Origin of the sequence: Streptococcus sp. FSL E2-3494 (assembly GCF_038007085.1) — a bacterium.
GTDB lineage: Bacteria > Bacillota > Bacilli > Lactobacillales > Streptococcaceae > Streptococcus > Streptococcus thermophilus.
Genome location: NZ_JBBOWN010000001.1, coordinates 616,427 through 634,263, shown reverse-complemented (window position 1 = coordinate 634,263; position 17,837 = coordinate 616,427). Strand labels below are relative to the sequence as shown.

Sequence of the window (17,837 nt, the reverse complement as noted above, 5' to 3'; positions counted from 1 at the left end):
GTAGAACCACTACTCTTTTACTTTACCCAACTAAGGAGAAATGATGAAAAATAAACTTAACCCTACACAAAAGCTTGTTCTCTCAGCTATTATCATGGCCCTATATATCGCCATCCTCTTTATTTCTCAAGCTATTTCCTTTGGTGCTGTTCAGATGCGTCTGGCCACGGCTTTATATGGATTAACCTATATCTTTCCATTTTTGGTTGTCCCACTCAGTCTCGCAAATGCTATTGCTAACTCTTTTGGTGGCCTGGGATTGATTGATGTTGTCGGTGGTTTCTGTGCCAGCTTTTTAGCAACTGGTAGCATCTACCTCATCCGTAAAATTAAGCTATCTAGCTGGTTTATCGTACTCCCAATCCTGCTCGTTCCATCCTTAGTAGTACCAATATGGCTTAGTGCCCTACTTAAACTTCCTTATGTCGCTCTCGTTATTAACCTTATCTTAGGGCAATTAGTTCCTGCAATCTTGGGAGCTGTACTTGTACACGAGCTAGCTAAACGCGGATACAAAGACTGACAAACAAAAACATCTCTGCAATTGCAGAGATGTCAGAATAAAGACAAACATCAAAAACGATGTTTGTCTCTTTTTATATTCACACTTAATTCTTCCATAATCGAATAATATTGGGGTATTTAGATAAAATACCAGGTCTTTCCTACCATCATTTTTACCAATTTTTTGATATTTAAACATGCCAAAGTAAGCCCAACCTTATCTTCCATTTTGGACTTTCCTTTTTCTCTGGTATAACGCAAGTTGTGATATTCTTTAGATGTTCCGAATAACCATTCTATCGTTTCTTTACAGTGTTGATACCGCTCCTTCATCCCACTTTGATGACGAATATCTTCGCAGACTTCTAGGGCGTCTTTCCAAATATGACGCACAACAACTTTTTGGTTCCGGCGACTTTCAGTACAAATCGCTAACAAGAGATAGATCTTACAAATTTTGGAATTGCTTTTATATTCTCTATAACCTTCACGTGTCGTTGTACGATAAGTTAATACCTGGTTCTCTAGACAAAGATAGCAGTCAGAATACTTGTTATAGACAAAGTCTTTAAGACGTAGAAAGTCTCTCCTACCTCTTGGCCTAGTGTAAGGGAATACCGGTATAATCCAATTTTCTAAAAGAAACTTAGCAACACTAGGTGTTTTGTAGCCTGAATCCGCAATAATGAATTCAGGTGAGAAGGGCTCTAACTTGGCTAAAAGAGCAGGAAAGAACTGACTATCATGGATGTTATCTGCTTCAACTGTAAAATCCAAGGCCCAACCGTGTTTATAACAATCTACCTGAGCATTATAAACAAAGACTTCCTTGTGAAACCTACCACATCAAATACCTTTTTCTTTTATTATACTCCTTCAAATCAATAAAAGTCCCCAGAAGTATAACTTCTAAGGACTTTGTCTTCAATCTGAAGCAACCTGACCTAGATTGCTTAAAAGATTAATATTAATCATTTTCGATTTTTTCAGCTTCTGTACTGAATTTTTGTACAATAGCTTCGAGAGCCAATTTGTCTGTATCGGGAAGCGTGATAGCATCATCAGAAATCTCATCAATATTAGCATAGAATTCAATGTGATTCTTAAGATTTTGGAGGTGAATTGGGGCATCGCCACCGTATTCCCCATCCAGATTGATCATCATACGATCTTCACCTAAAGGCTCGATATCTAGCGAACTTGTTTTGATATAAGCAACTCTCTTATCGTAGATGTGCTTGCCACCTTGAAGAACCTGACGAATAAGGTCAACCAATTCAAAGAGGTTGGCCGTTTTAACCATAATTAGGGTAAATTGACCATCATCCAATTTAGCATCTGGAGCAATCATTTCAAAACCACCAACTGAATTGGTCAAGGCAACGAAAATCATAGAAAGGTCGCCTTCAAAGACACCTTGATCGTGCGTAATGCGGACCGGAACTTTCTTAACTTGAGGAAGTAATTCGGCTCCCTTAACAAGATAGGCCAAATAACCAAGGACTGTCTTAAGTCGACTAGGAACACTGTAGGTTAGTTCCGTAAATGACCCTGCAGCCGCAATATTGATGAAGTATTTATCATCATAGGCACGACCAATATCCATCTGAAGGGTTTGATTTTTAGCAATAACCTTGGCTGCTTCAACAGGTTTTCCCCTTGGAATCTTCAAGGCGCGTGCAAAGTCATTTGTTGTCCCTGTGGGAATAACAGCCATTTGAGGACGTTTATCAAGAGGGGCGATCCCAGAAACAACCTCATTAATTGTTCCATCACCACCAGCCGCAATAACCAAATCAAAGCCTGCTTCTGCTGCACGAGTGGCCTCATTTTTGGCTGAGTTCTCATCCGGGGTTGTTTGAAAAGCAGATGTCTCAAAACCAGCACCTTCCAGGATATCCAAGACCTCAGCAACATTTTTCTTCATAATTTCTTGTCCAGATGTTGGATTATAAATTAAGCGGGCACGTTTTTGTTTCATATTGAACTCCTATAAATCCAGCAACCAAGCCTCATCTTTTACTTCAATTCCTAGGCTTTGTGCTTTTTCCAACTTACTTCCGGCATCACTACCAGCAACCACTAAATCTGTTTTCTTAGAGACTGAACCCGTCACCTTAGCACCCAGGGCCTCTAGTTTTGCCTTCGCTTCACTACGTTTAAGATGCTCCAATTTCCCTGTCAAAACAACAGTCTTACCAGATAGAATGGCATCATCTGCTACTTTTTGACCAAGATAGGATAAATTAACACCATAGGATTCCAGTTCTTTAAGAAGAACTTGAGCCTCCTCCTTGGCAAAATAACGCTGGATTGACTTGGCGATAACCTCTCCCAAACCATCTACAGCAGCAATAGCTTGGACATCTGCACTTGCCAACTCCTTGATAGTTCCAAAAGATTCTAGCAATTGCTTACTAACTTTGGCACCAACATGGCGAATTCCCAAACCATAGAGCAGTTTCTCTGCAGAATTTTCTTTTGATGCTTGAATAGCTGCATATAGTTTTTCAGCTGATTTTTCCTTGAAACCTTCTAATTGGAGGAAATCCTGACTATTTAAACCATAGATATCAGCCACCTCTTTAACCAATTCAGCTTTAAAGAGTTTTTCAACCACTGAAGGTCCCATACCTGAGATGTTCATGGCATCACGAGAAGCAAAATGAATAAGACCTTCCTTAATCTGAGCAGGACAAGATGGATTGATACAACGTAGGGCTACTTCATCTTCAAAATGTAAGAGACCACTACCACAAGATGGACATTGACTCGGAACTGGCATCGCTTCTTGTGTTGTACGCTTACTTTCTACCACACGAAGAACAGCAGGGATAATATCACCAGCCTTATAAACAATAACGGTATCACCAATACGAATGTCTTTCTCCGTAATATAATCTACATTGTGTAGGGTAGCTCGGCTAACTGTTGTCCCGGCCAATTGTACTGGGGTCAAATTAGCCGTCGGCGTTACTACACCTGTACGACCCACCTGCCAATCAACCGAGAGAAGTTTTGCTTCCTTTTCCTCAGCTGGGAATTTATAGGCAATGGCCCAACGTGGTGCCTTAACGGTAAAGCCAAGTTCTTCCTGCATGGCCAAACTATTGACCTTGATAACAACTCCATCAATATCATAAGCCAAGTGATCACGATCTTGCCCAACAGCTTGAATAAAGTCCCAAATCTCATCCATCGATGATGTCACAATACGGCGTGGATTAACGGAGAAGCCAAGTTCTGCCACTTCATTCAAGACATCATTTTGTGTCAGGCGCTCAGTGGGACTAGCTTCTTGATAAAAGAAGGTGGCCAAACGACGCTCAGCAACTACTTTCGTATCTAATTGACGAAGAGTTCCTGCTGCAGCATTACGTGGATTGGCAAATTCGGCCTCACCATTCTCCTGGCGCTGGGTGTTGATGCGTTCAAACTCAGCTCGTGGCAAATAACACTCACCCCGAACGGTGATATTAAGCGGTTGATCCAACTTCAGAGGAATATCTGAGATTCGCTTAACATTTTCAGTGATATTTTCACCAACAGAACCATCACCTCGCGTTGCACCTACTTGAAGAATACCATCCACATAGGTTAGAGAAATTGAAAGGCCATCAATTTTGAGCTCGGCCATATAGTCAGCGTTAGGAAATTCGGACTTGACCCTCTTATCAAAGGCATCTAGCTCTTCTCGTGAAAAAGCATCCTGCAAACTATAAAGCGGATACTCATGTTGGTATTTCTCAAAACCATCAAGAACCAGGCCACCCACACGGTGCGTAGGGCTATCCGCCTGAACAAGTTCTGGGTGTTCAGCCTCTAAAGTTACTAACTCACGATAGAGCTTATCATACTCGGCATCTGACACCGATGGATTATCCTCGGTATAATACTCTTTTGCATACTGGTTAAGTTTGTCAACCAGCTCTTTCATTCGTTTTTCCATAGGAACATTTTAACATAAAAGCAGAAAAAAACGCCTTTACAGACGTTAATTTAAGAAACAAAATCGATTACTTTGGCTAATTTCTTGATAAGGACCGCACCAACTAAGAGTGACGCCAGTTCTCCTAAAGCGACAGTGAACCAAGTAGCCCAAAATGGCGCTTGAGCAACTAAGGTCAACTCTGCAGCGATGGTCACCATGAAGAATGAGAAATAAAAGGCAAAATAAACATGAGCCTTATCAAAGAGACCACCCAAAATATCTTGATTCTTAAAGCGGTCAAAGAAATAAACACCTGAACCAACAAAAACTAGCGTTGAGAGACTGCCAACAACCACATCAATCATGTTAAAACTAAAGAAATTAGCAATCACACATCCCAAAGTAACAGCAATGATATACTTGCGATTATAAAATCCTAAAAGATTGAACATTTCCGCAATACGGAACTGGTAAGGACCATACGAAATCAAGTTGAAAGGTGGCACAATGGTCAAGACCACGTAAAGTGCCGCCACAATCGCAATATGTGTTAAATCACGAACAGTTTTGTTTTTCATCTTTTCCTCCATAAATGAGATGTTTTTCTACTAACAAGGACCAACTAATCCATCAAAAGAGCCTGGGCTTAGCCAAGCTCTCTTTATGCTCTATGACTTATCCCTATCATTTTTTTGTTTTTTTGCTGTCACTACCGTCTCCAGAAAAACTCTGAATTATGGTAAGTACGTCACCCCTCCTACTGTGTAGTTCACCTTGTTTAAGTTCCTGATAGGTCGCATTAAAGACGGCACCAAAAATCAATATTCTAGCTAGGAAGATGAACCAAAGCATGAAGATGAAAATCATAATCGATCCGAACAGCTTGATATCAACCAATCTACTCAAGGTATGAATCACGTAAGTTCCAAACAAATTGCTCAGATACCCAATCACCAAAGTCGTAAAGATAGTCCCTGGCATGATGTAGCGGATTTTTCGAATCTTTACATTCGGAAGAATGAAATAAAGTACCATCATTCCCAGGAAGACAACTGCAACACTCAAGGGCTGAATACTATTCAAAATCAGTTGAGTTAGGTTAGACCCAATAGGATAGGTCTGATTGATTACCCGAAGGACCGACTGAATAATTGTAGATAACATGAGCGCAAAGGTTAACAAAAACAAGATAACCAAACTCAAGAGTCCACCAATGATATGACTGATAAAGACATCACGGTGTTCTGAAGCACCATATACCTTGTCAATCGCTTTTTGAAGCGAAGATAAGGACTTAATCATGGTCCAAAATCCCGTCAAAGAGGCCACTCCCAACAACCGTCCAGAAGGTGTGGAGAAGATATCCTGAACAACATTAGCTGCAGGTGCATAAAAATGCTTAGGAAGATGCTCATTCATAAACTTCAAGAGATCAGTCGTATGAATATTCAGATAGGGAAAGACATTGGCAGCAATGACAATGAGCGGAAAGACCGTCAAAATCAAATAATAAGCCACGGCAATGCTAGAAATATCTATCTCAGCACTACGATAATGACTAAGATAAACCTGAAAAGGGCGCCATTGAAGCTTATCTAGGAGACGGGCCATTATGCCTTGTCGTTTCATATTAATAAGTTCTTTCTTCCCCTTGAGAAGTCAAAATTACTGGACCATCTTTAGTAATTACAAATTGGTGCTCATATTGGCATGAAAGGCCACCGTCAAGTGTCTTATGAGCCCAACCAGTTTCAAGGTCTGTATCGATTTCCCAAGTTCCTGTGTTAATCATTGGCTCGATGGTCAAGACCATTCCTTCTTTAAGGCGAAGACCACGTCCAGCCACGCCATAGTTAGGAACCATTGGTTCTTCATGCATTGTTGGTCCAACTCCGTGTCCGACCAAATCACGTACGACACCATAGCCTCGACTTTCAGCGTATTCTTGGATAGCTGCACCGATATCCCCGATACGATTACCAACTACCGCTTGTTCAATACCAAGATACATGGCTTCACGGGTTACTTCCATAAGGTTTTTAACCTCATCAGAAGGCGTTCCAATCGCATATGCCCAACATGAGTCAGCCAAACCACCAGCATATGATTCTGTATATTTTTTTACCTGGGCAACATTATCAAAGTCCAATTTTGATACATCAAGCACTGACTTATCAATAGGTTCTGACAAGACCATATCAACTTTCAAGAGGTCTCCATCATTCAAAATATAATGACGTGGAAAAGCGTGTGCTACTTCATCATTAAGACTACAACATGTCGCATAAGGATAGTCCATGATGCTTCCTTCAACCCCAATCTGAAGTGGCAGAACATTTTCTTCTTTACAACGACGACGAACATACTCTTCTACTTCCCACATATCCACTCCTGGTTTCAAGAGATCACGTAGGCCAATGTGGATACTTGCAAGAAAATCTCCCGCTCTATCCATCGCTTCAATTTCACGTGCTGATTTCAGTGTAATCATTATTTTCTCCGTTTTCTTTATTTCTTTAATTTTAAATGGCTTATTAAGTTTTCTTGACCACTACTACTGACTTACAAACCGTATGATTGCCATGAGTAACCATAAGGTCTAAATGAGCTCTGCGTCTGGTTTCCGCAATGATACTGGGTGTAATCTTCACCTTATCATCAATTTGAGCCGCCTGCAGAAAGTAAAACATCATCTCTTCAAACACCAGACTATTTTGTTCTTGTTTCTCCATCGTTCGGTAAACAACCTGTTTAACCATTTCTACAAGAACACCCTGTGTAAGGTTCCCAGAATTATCAATCATGGTCGGTTCTACCTCAAAACTAAAGGCATTCTTTTCACAATTAAGGTTAGCTATCATTTGATCGCTAAATGTATGGAGATCACCACGGTTATTATCTTGAAGTTCCTCTAAAACCTGACGACGAGTGATAGTTCCTAGATAATGTTTTTCGTCATCCACAACAGGAATCATGTCATAGTCTTCAAAAATCATCTTTTGTGCCACAGTCGCAAGGCTAGCCTCCAAACGAGTTACTGTCGGTTTTGTCATAATAGCCTTAGCCATAGTGGTCGGAAGCTGATTAGCCACATCACGCATGGTCACAATCCCAATAACCCTGTCATCCTCAGACACAATAGGAAAACGAACAAGGTTAGTCCGTTTAACCAAATTTTGAAAATCTTTGACTGTCATTTCTGGAGTCATATAGTTGTATTCTTCTCGTCTAGTATAGACTTGAGCAACTGTTTTAATTTCTGTTTTAATACGAACATTCGAAAGTGCCTGATTAATCATAGTCGCCACAGTAAATGTGTCGTAAGTAGTGACCATGACTGGAAACTGCTTCAAACGAGAAAGCTCTTTAACCCTATCAGAAACCCGAAAGCCTCCAGTTACCAGAATAGCATTATTGTATTCTAAAGCTAATAACTGGATATCTTCCCTGTCTCCAACAATGAGAAGGTCGCCTTTTGTTAGATAACGGGTGATATTCTCAATAGTCATGGCCCCAATGTAAAACTTACTGAAGACACGTTCTAAACCTTCATGACCCGAAATCACCTCAGACTCTGTAATCTCTGCAATCTCCGCAAAGGTCAGTTTGTCAAGCCGTACTTGAACTTTCTTTTCAATTCGAACTGTTCCACTTCGAGGACGCGTTTCAACTAGCCCTCGATTTTCAGCTTCTTTAATGGCTCGATAAGCAGTTCCATCAGAAACCTGCAGGTGGTTAGAAATACTACGCACACTAACTCGTTTACCGATGGGCAAAGCCTCTAGATAATCCATAATTTCTTGATGTTTACTCACAGTTCTTCTCCTTCTCAAAGCGGAGATAATCTCGCATGGTACGGGTGTATTGGTCTGCTCCTTTGAAACGAGACACCAGTTTAAAGCCAGACTTTTCTGCCACACGAATCGATGTCTTATTTTCCAAATGAGCAATAAGGATAATGCGTTCCATTCCCATAGCTGTCAATGCCAAATCTGACAAACAAGTAACTGTCTCAGTCATTATACCTCTACCCCAGTATAAAGCATTCAAAAAATAACCGAGCTCTGCAGTCCTTTTCTGGACATCTATCTTTTCAAAGCGAACAATCCCAATCAACTTATTAGACTCTCGATCTACAATTGCCCAAACACCCAAAGGCTCCTTCATGAAATAATGTACCAAGAGGCAATCTGTTTCATACTGAGTTTGCGTAGCAGGAAAGAAAAATTGTAAATTCTCTGGATTTGACACAATCTCATGTAAGTCAAAACGATCTAAAAAGACGAGTGGTCTAAAAGAAAGGCGCTCCGACTCAAAGAAGGCAAAAGCACCCAGACTAGTCCAAATATCCATGATAGTATTATAACACAGTTTTAGAAATGGAAAAAGGCTCAACCACTAGCGGTTAAACCTGGCTCTATAATTTCTGTAGTGGGTAAAACTACTGTAGGGATTATAGAGCTTTTTGAGTGTACACAAAAAGTCCCATAAGAACTATAATGAAAAGCAACCAAACCATCATTAGGAAGAACTTATGAGACTTATTAAGAATACCACAGAATTAATCGGAATCAAAGACCAAAATATCAAGATTTCACTTGTTTTTGGAACTGACACTCATATCGAGATTCAAGCAAAACTTGATTACCCTGCACCATCATGTCCTCATTGCCATGGAAAGATGATCAAGTACGACTTTCAAAAGCCTTCTAAAATCCCTCTTCTCGAGCAAGCGGGAACGCCAACTCTACTACGTCTGAAAAAACGTCGTTTCCAGTGTAAAAGTTGTAGGAGAGTAAGGGTGGCTGAGACATCTATCGTTGAGAAAAACTGCCAAATCTCCAATCTAGTCCGACAAAAAGTTACACAACTCCTAACTGAGAAAGTGTCACTAACTGATATTGCAAGAAGACTTCGCGTGTCGACGTCCACTGTCTATCGTAAGCTTGATCAGTTTACTTTCAAGGAACATTATGACAAACTCCCTGCTGTTATGTCCTGGGATGAGTTTGGGTTAAAGAAAGGGGAATTGGCTTTTGTGGCGCAGAATTATGAGACAAACCAACTCATAACCATCCTTGATAATCGCCGCCAAACTACTATACGAAACTACTTTTTGAAGTATCCATTGAAAGTCCGACAACAGGTACAGTTTATCACGATGGATATGTCTGGAGCTTATATTCCACTGGCTCGCAAGCTCTTTCCAAACGCAAAAATCGTTCTTGATCGTTTCCACATCATCCAGCACCTTGGACGTGCCTTTTTAAAGACAAGAATTGCAATTATGAACCAGTTCGATAAGAAGTCACTACCCTATCGAGCCTTGAAAAATCACTGGCGACTCTTCCAAAAGGACAGCCGTAAACTATCTCTCAACTCTTTTTATTCAAAGACTTTCCGCCAAACTTTAGCACCACATGAAGTTGTTGCGAAGACACTAGTCTTTTCAAAAGAGCTTACTGACTACTATACACTTTATCAGCTTTTGCTTTTTCACTTTCAGGAGAAGAGAGTAGATGAGTTCTTTGAACTGATAGAGGAAAATAGGAGCAAGGTCAATCATTATTTTCAAACTGTCTTTAGGACTTTTCTTAGACACAAGTAATACATCCAAAATGCACTAGAAACAGACTATTCAAACGAAAAACTGGAAGCGACTAATAAGTTGATCAAAGACATCAAACGCTTGGGCTTCGGTTTAGAAACTTTATCAACTTTAAGAAGCGTGTCTTCATCACACTGAACATACATAAAAAGAGGACCTATCCGGTCCTCTCTAGATGTTAGCTTTTCGTCACCCACTATAGTTGACAAAGAGCCTTAAACCTTAGACTTGATCTTCAATCAAACGAATATCCGCACCAAGATCAGAAAGTTTCTCAATGATATTTGAATACCCCCGAAGGATAAATTCAATGTTTATTATTTCAGTCTGACCATCTGCCATAAGTCCTGCAGTAACGAGTGCAGCACCCGCACGCAAATCACTAGCTTTCACAGGTGCACCAGAAAGTTGCGTTGGACCATTATAAACAATCTGACCACCAAGTACTTGAATATCAGCACCCATACGAGCCAGTTCAGGAACGTGATTTACACGCTTCTCATAGATCGTATCAATGATTTTTCCTTGGCCACTTGCTTTCAACAACAATGGTGTCATTGGTTGTTGTAAATCCGTCGCAAAACCTGGATAAGGTGATGTCTTAATGTCAACAGGTTTTAAATCACCCTGTTCTTCCACAAAGATTGCATCCTCTTCAACGGTCATGCGAACACCCATTGCTTCAAGCTTACAAATAAAACTTTCAAGGTGTTCATAGAGAACATTTTTAATTTTAATTCCCTTACCGATAGCTGCCGCCATGGCAATGTATGAGCCTGCTTCAATACGGTCTGGAATAACTTGATGGCGAGTACCATGTAGGCTCTCTACACCCTCAATCGTGATGACTTCTGTACCAGCGCCACGTACACGCGCACCCATATTGTTGAGAAGCGTTGCCACATCAATAATCTCAGGTTCACGAGCCGCATTTTCAATAACAGTACGACCGTCAGCCTTAGCCGCTGCCAACATGGTATTGATAGTCGCCCCCACACTAACCGTATCCATATAGATGTGAGCACCCTTGATACGTTGGCCGGCATCCATAGCAATACGCATAGCTTCTTCTTCATAGAAAATGCTAGCACCCATAGCTTCAAAGGCCTTAAGGTGAAGGTCAATAGGACGTGGTCCTAAATCACATCCACCAGGCAAACCTACTATAGCTTGACCATAACGCCCAAGCAAACTACCATAGAAATAATATGAAGCACGAAGGCTGTTAATCTTACTAAATGGCATTGGCATATCTTTAACGCCTCGAGGGTCGATTTCAAGTGTTTCGCCATCACGCTTAACAGAACCACCCATTACTTCAATAATCTCAATTAGATTATCGACGTCGCTGATTGCTGGTACCCCGTCAAGAGTAACCACTCCATCAGATAAAATGATGGCTGGAATCAATGCAACAACTGAATTTTTAGCTCCTGATACTGTAACTTCTCCTTGAAGTTTCTTACCACCATTGATGATAATTTTACGCATACTGCTCAATCTTTCTTATACTTGAATATTAACCTTTACATTCTACCATAGATTGAGGTGCATGACAAATTAAGAATCCAAACAATTATCGGACAGTTTCACTTGATAGTTGGAACCATCCCTTAAACCGAATGGCACCATCCTGGTCTGTGCGTAAAACCTTAATGTGACGTTCCTTGAATCGCTCTAATGTTTCATCATTTGGATGATTATAACGATTATTTTCACCTGCTGAGACAAGAGCAAGTGATGGCTTTAGCTGATCCAAAAAAGCTTCTGATGAAGAGCCTTTAGAACCGTGATGTCCTGCTTTGAGGACCCTTACTTTTAAATTTGGATAGCTAGCCATCAATTCCTCTTCTCCTTCTTTTTCCAAATCACCAGTAAACAGAAAACTGGTTCCCAATAACTTTCCATAGAGAACAAGTGAATCATTGTTACCACCATCACCAATTTTATTGGGATAAAGAACCTCTAGGTTACTTCCCATCATAGGCAGCTTATCACCAGCCTTTAAAGTGCGAACGGGACATTTAAGAAATCGAATACGTTTGGCAAAACTAGGCTTAGTCAAAGCCCCCTCACTGACACAAATTTTCTTAATCTTAAACCGTTTAGCCACTACCTCCAAATCACCAATATGGTCTGTATCCGTATGAGTCAGAACCAGATAGTCAATTTGAGACACTCCCCTTGCCTGTAGATAGGGAATTAAGGTTTTCTCCGCATTACTCGTCTGGCTCCCCTCTTGCCATTTTTTCTTAGAGCCGAAAGTCACCTTGCCACCTACATCTATTAGGACCGTCTCACCTTTCATACTCCTTAAAAAAATACTATCTCCTTGACCAACGTCGACCACCGTTACTTCATTTATTAAAGGATGTTTGACCCAGACCATCAAAAGACTAAAAATCATCAAGAGGGATATTCTAAACTGAGGCTTTTTCCAAAAATCAAAGAGCAAAACCAATACAAATATCATTGAGACAAACTGAAACAAGCTAGGTTTTCCTAAAATCAATGGCTGGACTCCCCAAGATTGTACCCAAGTCAAAAAGAACTCCATCCATTCAAAAAGTGGATTAAATTGAGAAAAAATTACCATTCCTGAAAGTGTAAAAAGTACTGTTAAGACAGGTAAGAGAAAGCTATCAAAAACTAGAGAGAAGATTGCCGTCAGAATCAAACTCAATGGTTGAGAAGTTCCATAATAGTAGGTCAAAAAAGGCAAAGTCCCAAGACTCAATACTAAACTCATATAAATTGACTTTTTAAAGGACGGCATCTCCTCAAAATTAAATAAACACAACAAGAAGGCATAAGAACAACTTAAAACACCTCCTACCGTTAAAAGAAAATGAGGCAAGACTAGAAAAAATAGAAGTAGCGTTATGCCCATATTGTTCAGTTTTTTAATACCACACTCAGCCAAGAGGCTTTGAATCAAAGAACGTAAGACTGAAGCCGTCCAACCAGTCATTAAGCCATAGAAAATCGAAAAAGGTAATAAGATAGCAAGGATATAATTTTTGGGAAGCCCCAAACGGAGAAGTCCATAGCGAAACCAGCCAAGAAAAAATCCAACCTGCATACCCGATAGCGCAAAAAGATGAATAATCCCCAAGCTAGTGTAGAGTTGACTCTGCTCATCAAACTCCTTGTCCAAATACCCAAAGAGCAGTCCTGTCATGTAGTGTCTCATCGGATTAGGAAAATGCGTCTGAATATGAACTAGAGCCTTCCTCCTCAATTGATGAAAAAAAGCTATTGGAGATATCGATTTTGGGGTTACGACATGTTCCAGACGCTCAATCTGAGTAATCCTATAAATGCCCTGACTAGCTAGATAAGACTGATAATCAAAGCCTTGAAAATTACGTTGACCAGTTGCCGAGGACAACTTTATTTTCCCTTTTAAAACAAGCGTTTGACTCGTAGTCTTAAAAAAATGCTGCTCCTTATCAGATTTTAGCCGGTAAAAGACCTGATAGGTTTGTCCATTTGACTTCCCGATTGCTGATAATCGCTCACCATTAACTGAGAGCGTATCTGCAACCAGTGTCACCTGATGAATTTCAGCAGGAGCTTGTTTATCTTGCATGATAGCTATATGGTATAAAAATAAAAAGTAGACCAAAAAGAAACCACCTATAAGTCCCACCAACTTTAGAGCTGCTCTATTCTTCCAATGATGCCTCAAAAAACATATCATCAGAAAGACAAAAGTCCCAATAGCATAGAAATTAGATACAAAAATAGTAAAATAAAGAGCAACTATTAAAAGCGCTAGGGAAAAAAGATTGATTGGAGCTTTTTTAAGCCACATAGAGGGACTCTCTGATTTTATCTAATGTTTTATCACCAATTCCTGAGACATTTTTCAAGTCATCTACGGACTGAAAGCCGCCATGACTTTCACGATAGGCAATGACATCCTCTGCCCGCTTAGCTCCAATTCCAGAAATGGTTTGCAACTGCTCTGAGGTCGCTGTATTTAAGTTAATTTTGCCATCCTTAGATACAGCCTGCCCTCCTTTGTCAGAGACCTGACCAGTACCTGTTTGATCAAGGACAGAAACATTTTCATCTTTATTGGCTACATAAATAACCTCTTCATCTGACAAGCTTGCGGCTAAGTTAACACTCTTAGCGTCTGCATCTTCTGTCATTCCTCCAGCTTCCTGAATGACATCTGTCACCCTAGCGCCTGCCTTTAGCGTATAGACACCTGGATTGACCACAGCCCCCTTAACATCTACCGTTACTTTTGACTTAACTTTTTCACTTCCTTCGGTCTTTGACTGGGAAGACGCCTCAGAAAGAGACTGTGAACTTTGTTTGGATGAAGACGTTGACAAAGCTGTCACATCTGTATAAGACGTCTCCGCCTCCATGCTGTTGCCGGCACCACAAGTCATCCATAAAAAGAAGCAAAAAATCACCATCAGTACAGCGATGACACTCACAAACAGACGATTATCTTTGACATAGGCTAGAATCTTTTCCTTCACGCTATTCTCCTTAATTGATACATTTTCTTTCTTATTCGTAAAAAACTTGAAAAATATATCAAAAAGAAAAAAACTCCATCAGATCTATGTCTGACAGAGTTATTAGCCTATTTCTGAGTTTCTTTGGCACGGTGTTTTTCAGGATTCCAAACAAAGCTAGCTACATATGAGAAAACCATGGTCAAAAGTACCGCAATGATAGCCACAATACCGAGAGGTACTCGATAAATATAAGTCAAAGGATTGGGTTTCTTGCCTGTTTGATAGCTCAAAGCTTCCTCATCAAGGCGATCAAATTCAGACTGGATACGACGAGCAACCTCTTGGATATTTTCGTCATTCAAACGCTTTAAATCTGAAATATCAATAGGATTACCATAGTTCATATCCACACGTTCACCTGTCAAGAGCCCCTTAAGTTCACGAGGTCCTTGATAGACAACCGGCATAATCTTAACCTTAGCCATCTTAGCGATAACTGCAACCCCCCCCTTAACATCAGATGAATGGCGGCTACCACTTGGGAACATAATCAAACTACGGTTACTCTTCTTAAGCATGTTAACAGGGTACTTGATAGCTTCTTGACCAGGATTTTCACGGTCAATTGGGAAGGCTCCGCACATACGGATCCACCAATCAAAGATACGACTCTTGAAGAGTTCTTTCTTAGCCATGAAAATAAACTGCTTAGGACGAGCTGAAAAAGCCATATAAACAGGGTCCCACCAAGTTCGGTGCGGAGCAACCAAGATATAGTTTTCGTCCTTGTTCAATAATTTATCGCGATTGTGGTAATGGGCATTCCCATTGATAATCCATAGAAGAAAGACAACAAGCCCACGTAAATAAGCGTAAAACACGTTTTTACCTCTTTTTCTACAAGTTTTTTCTATTATACCAAAAAAAGGAGCGCTAGTTTCATCGAATTTCTTTGTAAACTATTGAAAATGGTGTGGTACTTTCTAATGGTTTGAGCTATAATGTAACTATGAAAAAAAAGTCTTGAGATTATAGGGAAAAATAGAAAGGCACTTAATCTTTGCCTTATTATTGCAAACTTGGCTGTTCTGGCTATCCTAGGCTTTGTCCTATTCCAACGCCATAACACGAAATATAAACAAGTAGCCAAGGCTGAAAAGACTGAACAAGTCGCTAATAGCAAAAGCTCATCTTCAGAAAAAGCTAAGGAAGATGATGAAACACAACTCAAGAAAGGTAGTAACCACAGCATTGAGGAGTCTGACTACGCCTATGATGTCACTGCCGTTAATAACACTATCCGAGGGAAATCAGATGATGTTAAGGGTAAGGTAGTCTTTTTAACCTTTGATGATGGGATTGATCCCACTTTGACACCACAAGTCATGAATATTCTGAAAGAGTATGGCGTTCACGCAACCTTCTTCCACATTGGCTATACCATCACACCTGAAAATGGGGACATCCTCAAACGCCAAATTACTGAAGGACATGCCATTGCCAACCACAGTCTTAGCCATAATTTCAATCTGCTTTATCCAGGACGTGTTCCAAATCAAAGTCAAATTATTTCTGAGGTTGACCAAACTATGGCTAATTTCAAGGCAATCTTAGGTAAGGACTTCAAAACAAGAATTTTCCGTTACCCTGGTAGTCATATGTCATGGCAAGGATTAGAGTCAACTGACCAAGCTCTTGCCAATAAAGGTATCCAGTGGATTGACTGGAACATGCTCTGTGGAGATGCAGAACCACTCTCTGTTCGTCCAACCACATCTGAAAGCATGATGGCTTATATGGACGGTTCACAGAAATATTTCCCTGAAACTACTGTTAAAGTTGTACTAATGCACGATACAGCTGGTAAGGAGCTGACTGTTCAGACCCTTCCACAAATTATCGAATATTTCAAAAATCAAGGATATACCTTCGGTGTCCTAGAGTAATCACTCGCAACAGTTCCTTTGGGAGCTGTTTTTTGCTACAATAAAAGTTATGACAAATCCAATTTTAAAAAACGGAGAACGCATTGACCAACTCTTCTCCACAGATGTAAAAATCATTCAAAACAAGGAAGTCTTCAGCTATTCTATCGATAGTGTCCTTCTCTCGCGATTCCCAAAAATTCCAAAGAAGGGGTTAATCGTCGACCTCTGTTCCGGAAATGGTGCCGTTGGCCTCTTTGCCAGCACACGCACTGAGGCACCGATTACCTTGGTTGAGTTGCAAGAACGCCTGGCTGATATGGCCAAGCGTTCCGTAACTCTTAATCAATTAGAAGATCAGGTGACTGTTGTCAATGACGACCTAAAAAATTTGCTTGACCATGCCCCACGATCTCAGGTGGACCTTATCCTCTGTAACCCTCCCTACTTTAAGGCGACAGAAACGTCTAAGAAAAATCTGTCAGAGCATTACCTCTTGGCCCGCCACGAAATCACGACGAATTTAGAAGAAATTTGCCAGGTCGCTCGTCATGCCCTAAAATCTAATGGACGTATTGCCATGGTGCATCGCCCTGACCGCTTTTTGGATATCATCGACACCATGCGCCAGTACAATCTAGCACCTAAACGCATCCAGTTTATCTATCCTAAGATGGGACGTGAGGCAAATATGCTCCTGATTGAAGCCATTAAAGACGGCTCGACAGATGGCTTGAAAATTCTTCCACCTCTCTTCGTTCACAAGGAAAATGGTGACTATACCGATGAAATCTTTGAGATTTACTTTGGAAAAAAGACTGAGGGTGAGTCCTAATCGATGACAGAAAAGGATAGCAAGGCCTACATGTATGTGGTTGAGTGTGCCGATGGCACCCTCTATACAGGCTATACTACAGACGTCGAACGCCGCCTCAAAACCCACAACGCAGGCAAAGGCGCCAAGTATACCAGAGCTCGCCTACCAGTTAAACTCCTCTACTCAGAAGCTTTCGCCAGCAAACCAGAGGCCATGAGCGCCGAAGCACTCTTTAAGAAAAAAAGCCGAGAGAAAAAATTGGCCTATATCAAAGAACACACGGAAAAATAACCGTGTGTTTTTTGGTCTTGAATTATCAAATTAAGTGCATACTTTCCTCTTATAAGACTTCATAAGATGTTTTTCCAGTTATGACATTTTCGCACCTTATTATTAAGTTTGTTCTCTCACAGCTGAATGATCTGATTATCAACCAATGTTAGATCACTTCCATTTGGAATATTGCTCTCATAGTAGTACAACTCACGCGCGTGAGTAATTCTACATGATCTAAAAAGCTTTAAAATCAGTAGTATTACTCCAAATTTAGTAAATAAAAAAGACACCC

The 17,837-nt window shown here is 40.5% G+C and carries 15 protein-coding genes and 2 pseudogenes; 5 read left to right on the top strand and 12 right to left on the bottom strand.

The window, feature by feature from the left end; genetic code table 11:
* Positions 1 to 43: 43 nt before the first annotated feature.
* Positions 44 to 523: a QueT transporter family protein gene (locus NST05_RS03330; RefSeq protein ID WP_002944734.1), complete on the top strand. Its 480-nt coding sequence runs from the start codon at positions 44 to 46 to the stop codon at positions 521 to 523.
* Here NST05_RS03330 and NST05_RS03325 read toward each other — a convergent pair.
* From NST05_RS03325 to NST05_RS03290, 8 genes and pseudogenes are all read right to left on the bottom strand, one after another.
* Positions 501 to 1,338: pseudogene (locus NST05_RS03325) on the bottom strand (transposase); the annotation flags it as partial. The gene NST05_RS03330 and the pseudogene NST05_RS03325 sit on opposite strands and share 23 nt — an antisense overlap.
* A gap of 133 nt (positions 1,339 to 1,471) precedes the next feature.
* A complete protein-coding gene (locus tag NST05_RS03320) occupies positions 1,472 to 2,485 on the bottom strand; it encodes a diacylglycerol kinase (RefSeq protein ID WP_011681488.1) in 1,014 nt (337 codons plus the stop codon).
* Positions 2,486 to 2,494: 9 nt separating this feature from the next.
* The gene (gene ligA / locus NST05_RS03315) at positions 2,495 to 4,453 is read right to left on the bottom strand and encodes an NAD-dependent DNA ligase LigA (RefSeq protein WP_084829023.1); all 1,959 of its coding nucleotides are present in this window, start codon (positions 4,451 to 4,453) and stop codon (positions 2,495 to 2,497) included.
* Between the two features lie 50 nt (positions 4,454 to 4,503).
* Positions 4,504 to 5,013, bottom strand: a complete 510-nt coding sequence (locus NST05_RS03310; RefSeq protein ID WP_002946153.1) for a QueT transporter family protein — start codon at positions 5,011 to 5,013, stop codon at positions 4,504 to 4,506.
* Positions 5,014 to 5,119: 106 nt separating this feature from the next.
* Entirely contained in the window at positions 5,120 to 6,064 is a 945-nt protein-coding gene (locus tag NST05_RS03305) for a YihY/virulence factor BrkB family protein (protein ID WP_100262350.1), read from the bottom strand.
* A 1-nt stretch (position 6,065) separates the two neighbouring features.
* Positions 6,066 to 6,926, bottom strand: coding sequence for a methionyl aminopeptidase (locus NST05_RS03300; protein WP_002951571.1), 861 nt, complete (start codon positions 6,924 to 6,926; stop codon positions 6,066 to 6,068).
* A gap of 43 nt (positions 6,927 to 6,969) precedes the next feature.
* On the bottom strand, positions 6,970 to 8,250 hold the full coding sequence (spxR, locus tag NST05_RS03295; RefSeq protein ID WP_084829024.1) for a CBS-HotDog domain-containing transcription factor SpxR: 1,281 nt from the start codon (positions 8,248 to 8,250) through the stop codon (positions 6,970 to 6,972).
* Entirely contained in the window at positions 8,243 to 8,788 is a 546-nt protein-coding gene (locus NST05_RS03290) for a GNAT family N-acetyltransferase (protein WP_084829230.1), read from the bottom strand. The genes spxR and NST05_RS03290 overlap by 8 nt, the downstream gene beginning before the upstream one ends.
* A 181-nt stretch (positions 8,789 to 8,969) precedes the next feature.
* Between NST05_RS03290 and NST05_RS03285 the strand changes: the two are divergent.
* Positions 8,970 to 10,218, top strand: a pseudogene (locus tag NST05_RS03285) (ISL3 family transposase).
* Between the two features lie 47 nt (positions 10,219 to 10,265).
* Here the strand turns inward: NST05_RS03285 and NST05_RS03280 are convergent.
* The 4 genes from NST05_RS03280 to NST05_RS03265 all read right to left on the bottom strand — a co-directional run bounded on the left by NST05_RS03280 (position 10,266) and on the right by NST05_RS03265 (position 15,408).
* Positions 10,266 to 11,534: a UDP-N-acetylglucosamine 1-carboxyvinyltransferase gene (locus NST05_RS03280; RefSeq protein ID WP_084829025.1), complete on the bottom strand. Its 1,269-nt coding sequence runs from the start codon at positions 11,532 to 11,534 to the stop codon at positions 10,266 to 10,268.
* A gap of 85 nt (positions 11,535 to 11,619) precedes the next feature.
* Positions 11,620 to 13,860, bottom strand: a complete 2,241-nt coding sequence (locus NST05_RS03275; RefSeq protein ID WP_084829026.1) for a DNA internalization-related competence protein ComEC/Rec2 — start codon at positions 13,858 to 13,860, stop codon at positions 11,620 to 11,622.
* Positions 13,850 to 14,545: a helix-hairpin-helix domain-containing protein gene (locus NST05_RS03270; protein ID WP_011681496.1), complete on the bottom strand. Its 696-nt coding sequence runs from the start codon at positions 14,543 to 14,545 to the stop codon at positions 13,850 to 13,852. The genes NST05_RS03275 and NST05_RS03270 overlap by 11 nt, the downstream gene beginning before the upstream one ends.
* 107 nt (positions 14,546 to 14,652) lie before the next feature.
* Positions 14,653 to 15,408, bottom strand: a complete 756-nt coding sequence (locus tag NST05_RS03265) for a lysophospholipid acyltransferase family protein (protein ID WP_011681497.1) — start codon at positions 15,406 to 15,408, stop codon at positions 14,653 to 14,655.
* A 189-nt stretch (positions 15,409 to 15,597) separates the two neighbouring features.
* Between NST05_RS03265 and NST05_RS03260 the strand changes: the two genes are divergently transcribed.
* The 3 genes from NST05_RS03260 to NST05_RS03250 are packed head-to-tail and all read left to right on the top strand — an operon-like array spanning position 15,598 to position 17,560.
* Positions 15,598 to 16,473 (top strand): polysaccharide deacetylase family protein, encoded by an 876-nt coding sequence (locus tag NST05_RS03260; RefSeq protein WP_370869446.1) that lies wholly within the window; start codon positions 15,598 to 15,600, stop codon positions 16,471 to 16,473.
* Positions 16,474 to 16,522: 49 nt separating this feature from the next.
* The gene (locus tag NST05_RS03255; RefSeq protein ID WP_011681498.1) at positions 16,523 to 17,287 is read left to right on the top strand and encodes a tRNA1(Val) (adenine(37)-N6)-methyltransferase; all 765 of its coding nucleotides are present in this window, start codon (positions 16,523 to 16,525) and stop codon (positions 17,285 to 17,287) included.
* A gap of 3 nt (positions 17,288 to 17,290) precedes the next feature.
* Positions 17,291 to 17,560: a GIY-YIG nuclease family protein gene (locus tag NST05_RS03250; protein ID WP_011226404.1), complete on the top strand. Its 270-nt coding sequence runs from the start codon at positions 17,291 to 17,293 to the stop codon at positions 17,558 to 17,560.
* Positions 17,561 to 17,837 lie beyond the last annotated feature (277 nt).

Excerpts from the sequence above, each read along its gene's own strand:
- NST05_RS03255 (WP_011681498.1), top strand. The coding sequence starts at position 16,523 with ATGACAAATCCAATTTTAAAAAACGGAGAACGCATTGACCAACTCTTC.
- NST05_RS03310 (WP_002946153.1), bottom strand. The coding sequence starts at position 5,013 with ATGAAAAACAAAACTGTTCGTGATTTAACACATATTGCGATTGTGGCG.
- NST05_RS03250 (WP_011226404.1), top strand. The coding sequence starts at position 17,291 with ATGACAGAAAAGGATAGCAAGGCCTACATGTATGTGGTTGAGTGTGCC.
- NST05_RS03275 (WP_084829026.1), bottom strand. The coding sequence starts at position 13,860 with ATGTGGCTTAAAAAAGCTCCAATCAATCTTTTTTCCCTAGCGCTTTTA.
- NST05_RS03290 (WP_084829230.1), bottom strand. The coding sequence starts at position 8,788 with ATGGATATTTGGACTAGTCTGGGTGCTTTTGCCTTCTTTGAGTCGGAG.
- NST05_RS03330 (WP_002944734.1), top strand. The coding sequence starts at position 44 with ATGAAAAATAAACTTAACCCTACACAAAAGCTTGTTCTCTCAGCTATT.
- NST05_RS03300 (WP_002951571.1), bottom strand. The coding sequence starts at position 6,926 with ATGATTACACTGAAATCAGCACGTGAAATTGAAGCGATGGATAGAGCG.
- ligA (WP_084829023.1), bottom strand. The coding sequence starts at position 4,453 with ATGGAAAAACGAATGAAAGAGCTGGTTGACAAACTTAACCAGTATGCA.
- NST05_RS03280 (WP_084829025.1), bottom strand. The coding sequence starts at position 11,534 with ATGCGTAAAATTATCATCAATGGTGGTAAGAAACTTCAAGGAGAAGTT.
- NST05_RS03305 (WP_100262350.1), bottom strand. The coding sequence starts at position 6,064 with ATGAAACGACAAGGCATAATGGCCCGTCTCCTAGATAAGCTTCAATGG.
- NST05_RS03320 (WP_011681488.1), bottom strand. The coding sequence starts at position 2,485 with ATGAAACAAAAACGTGCCCGCTTAATTTATAATCCAACATCTGGACAA.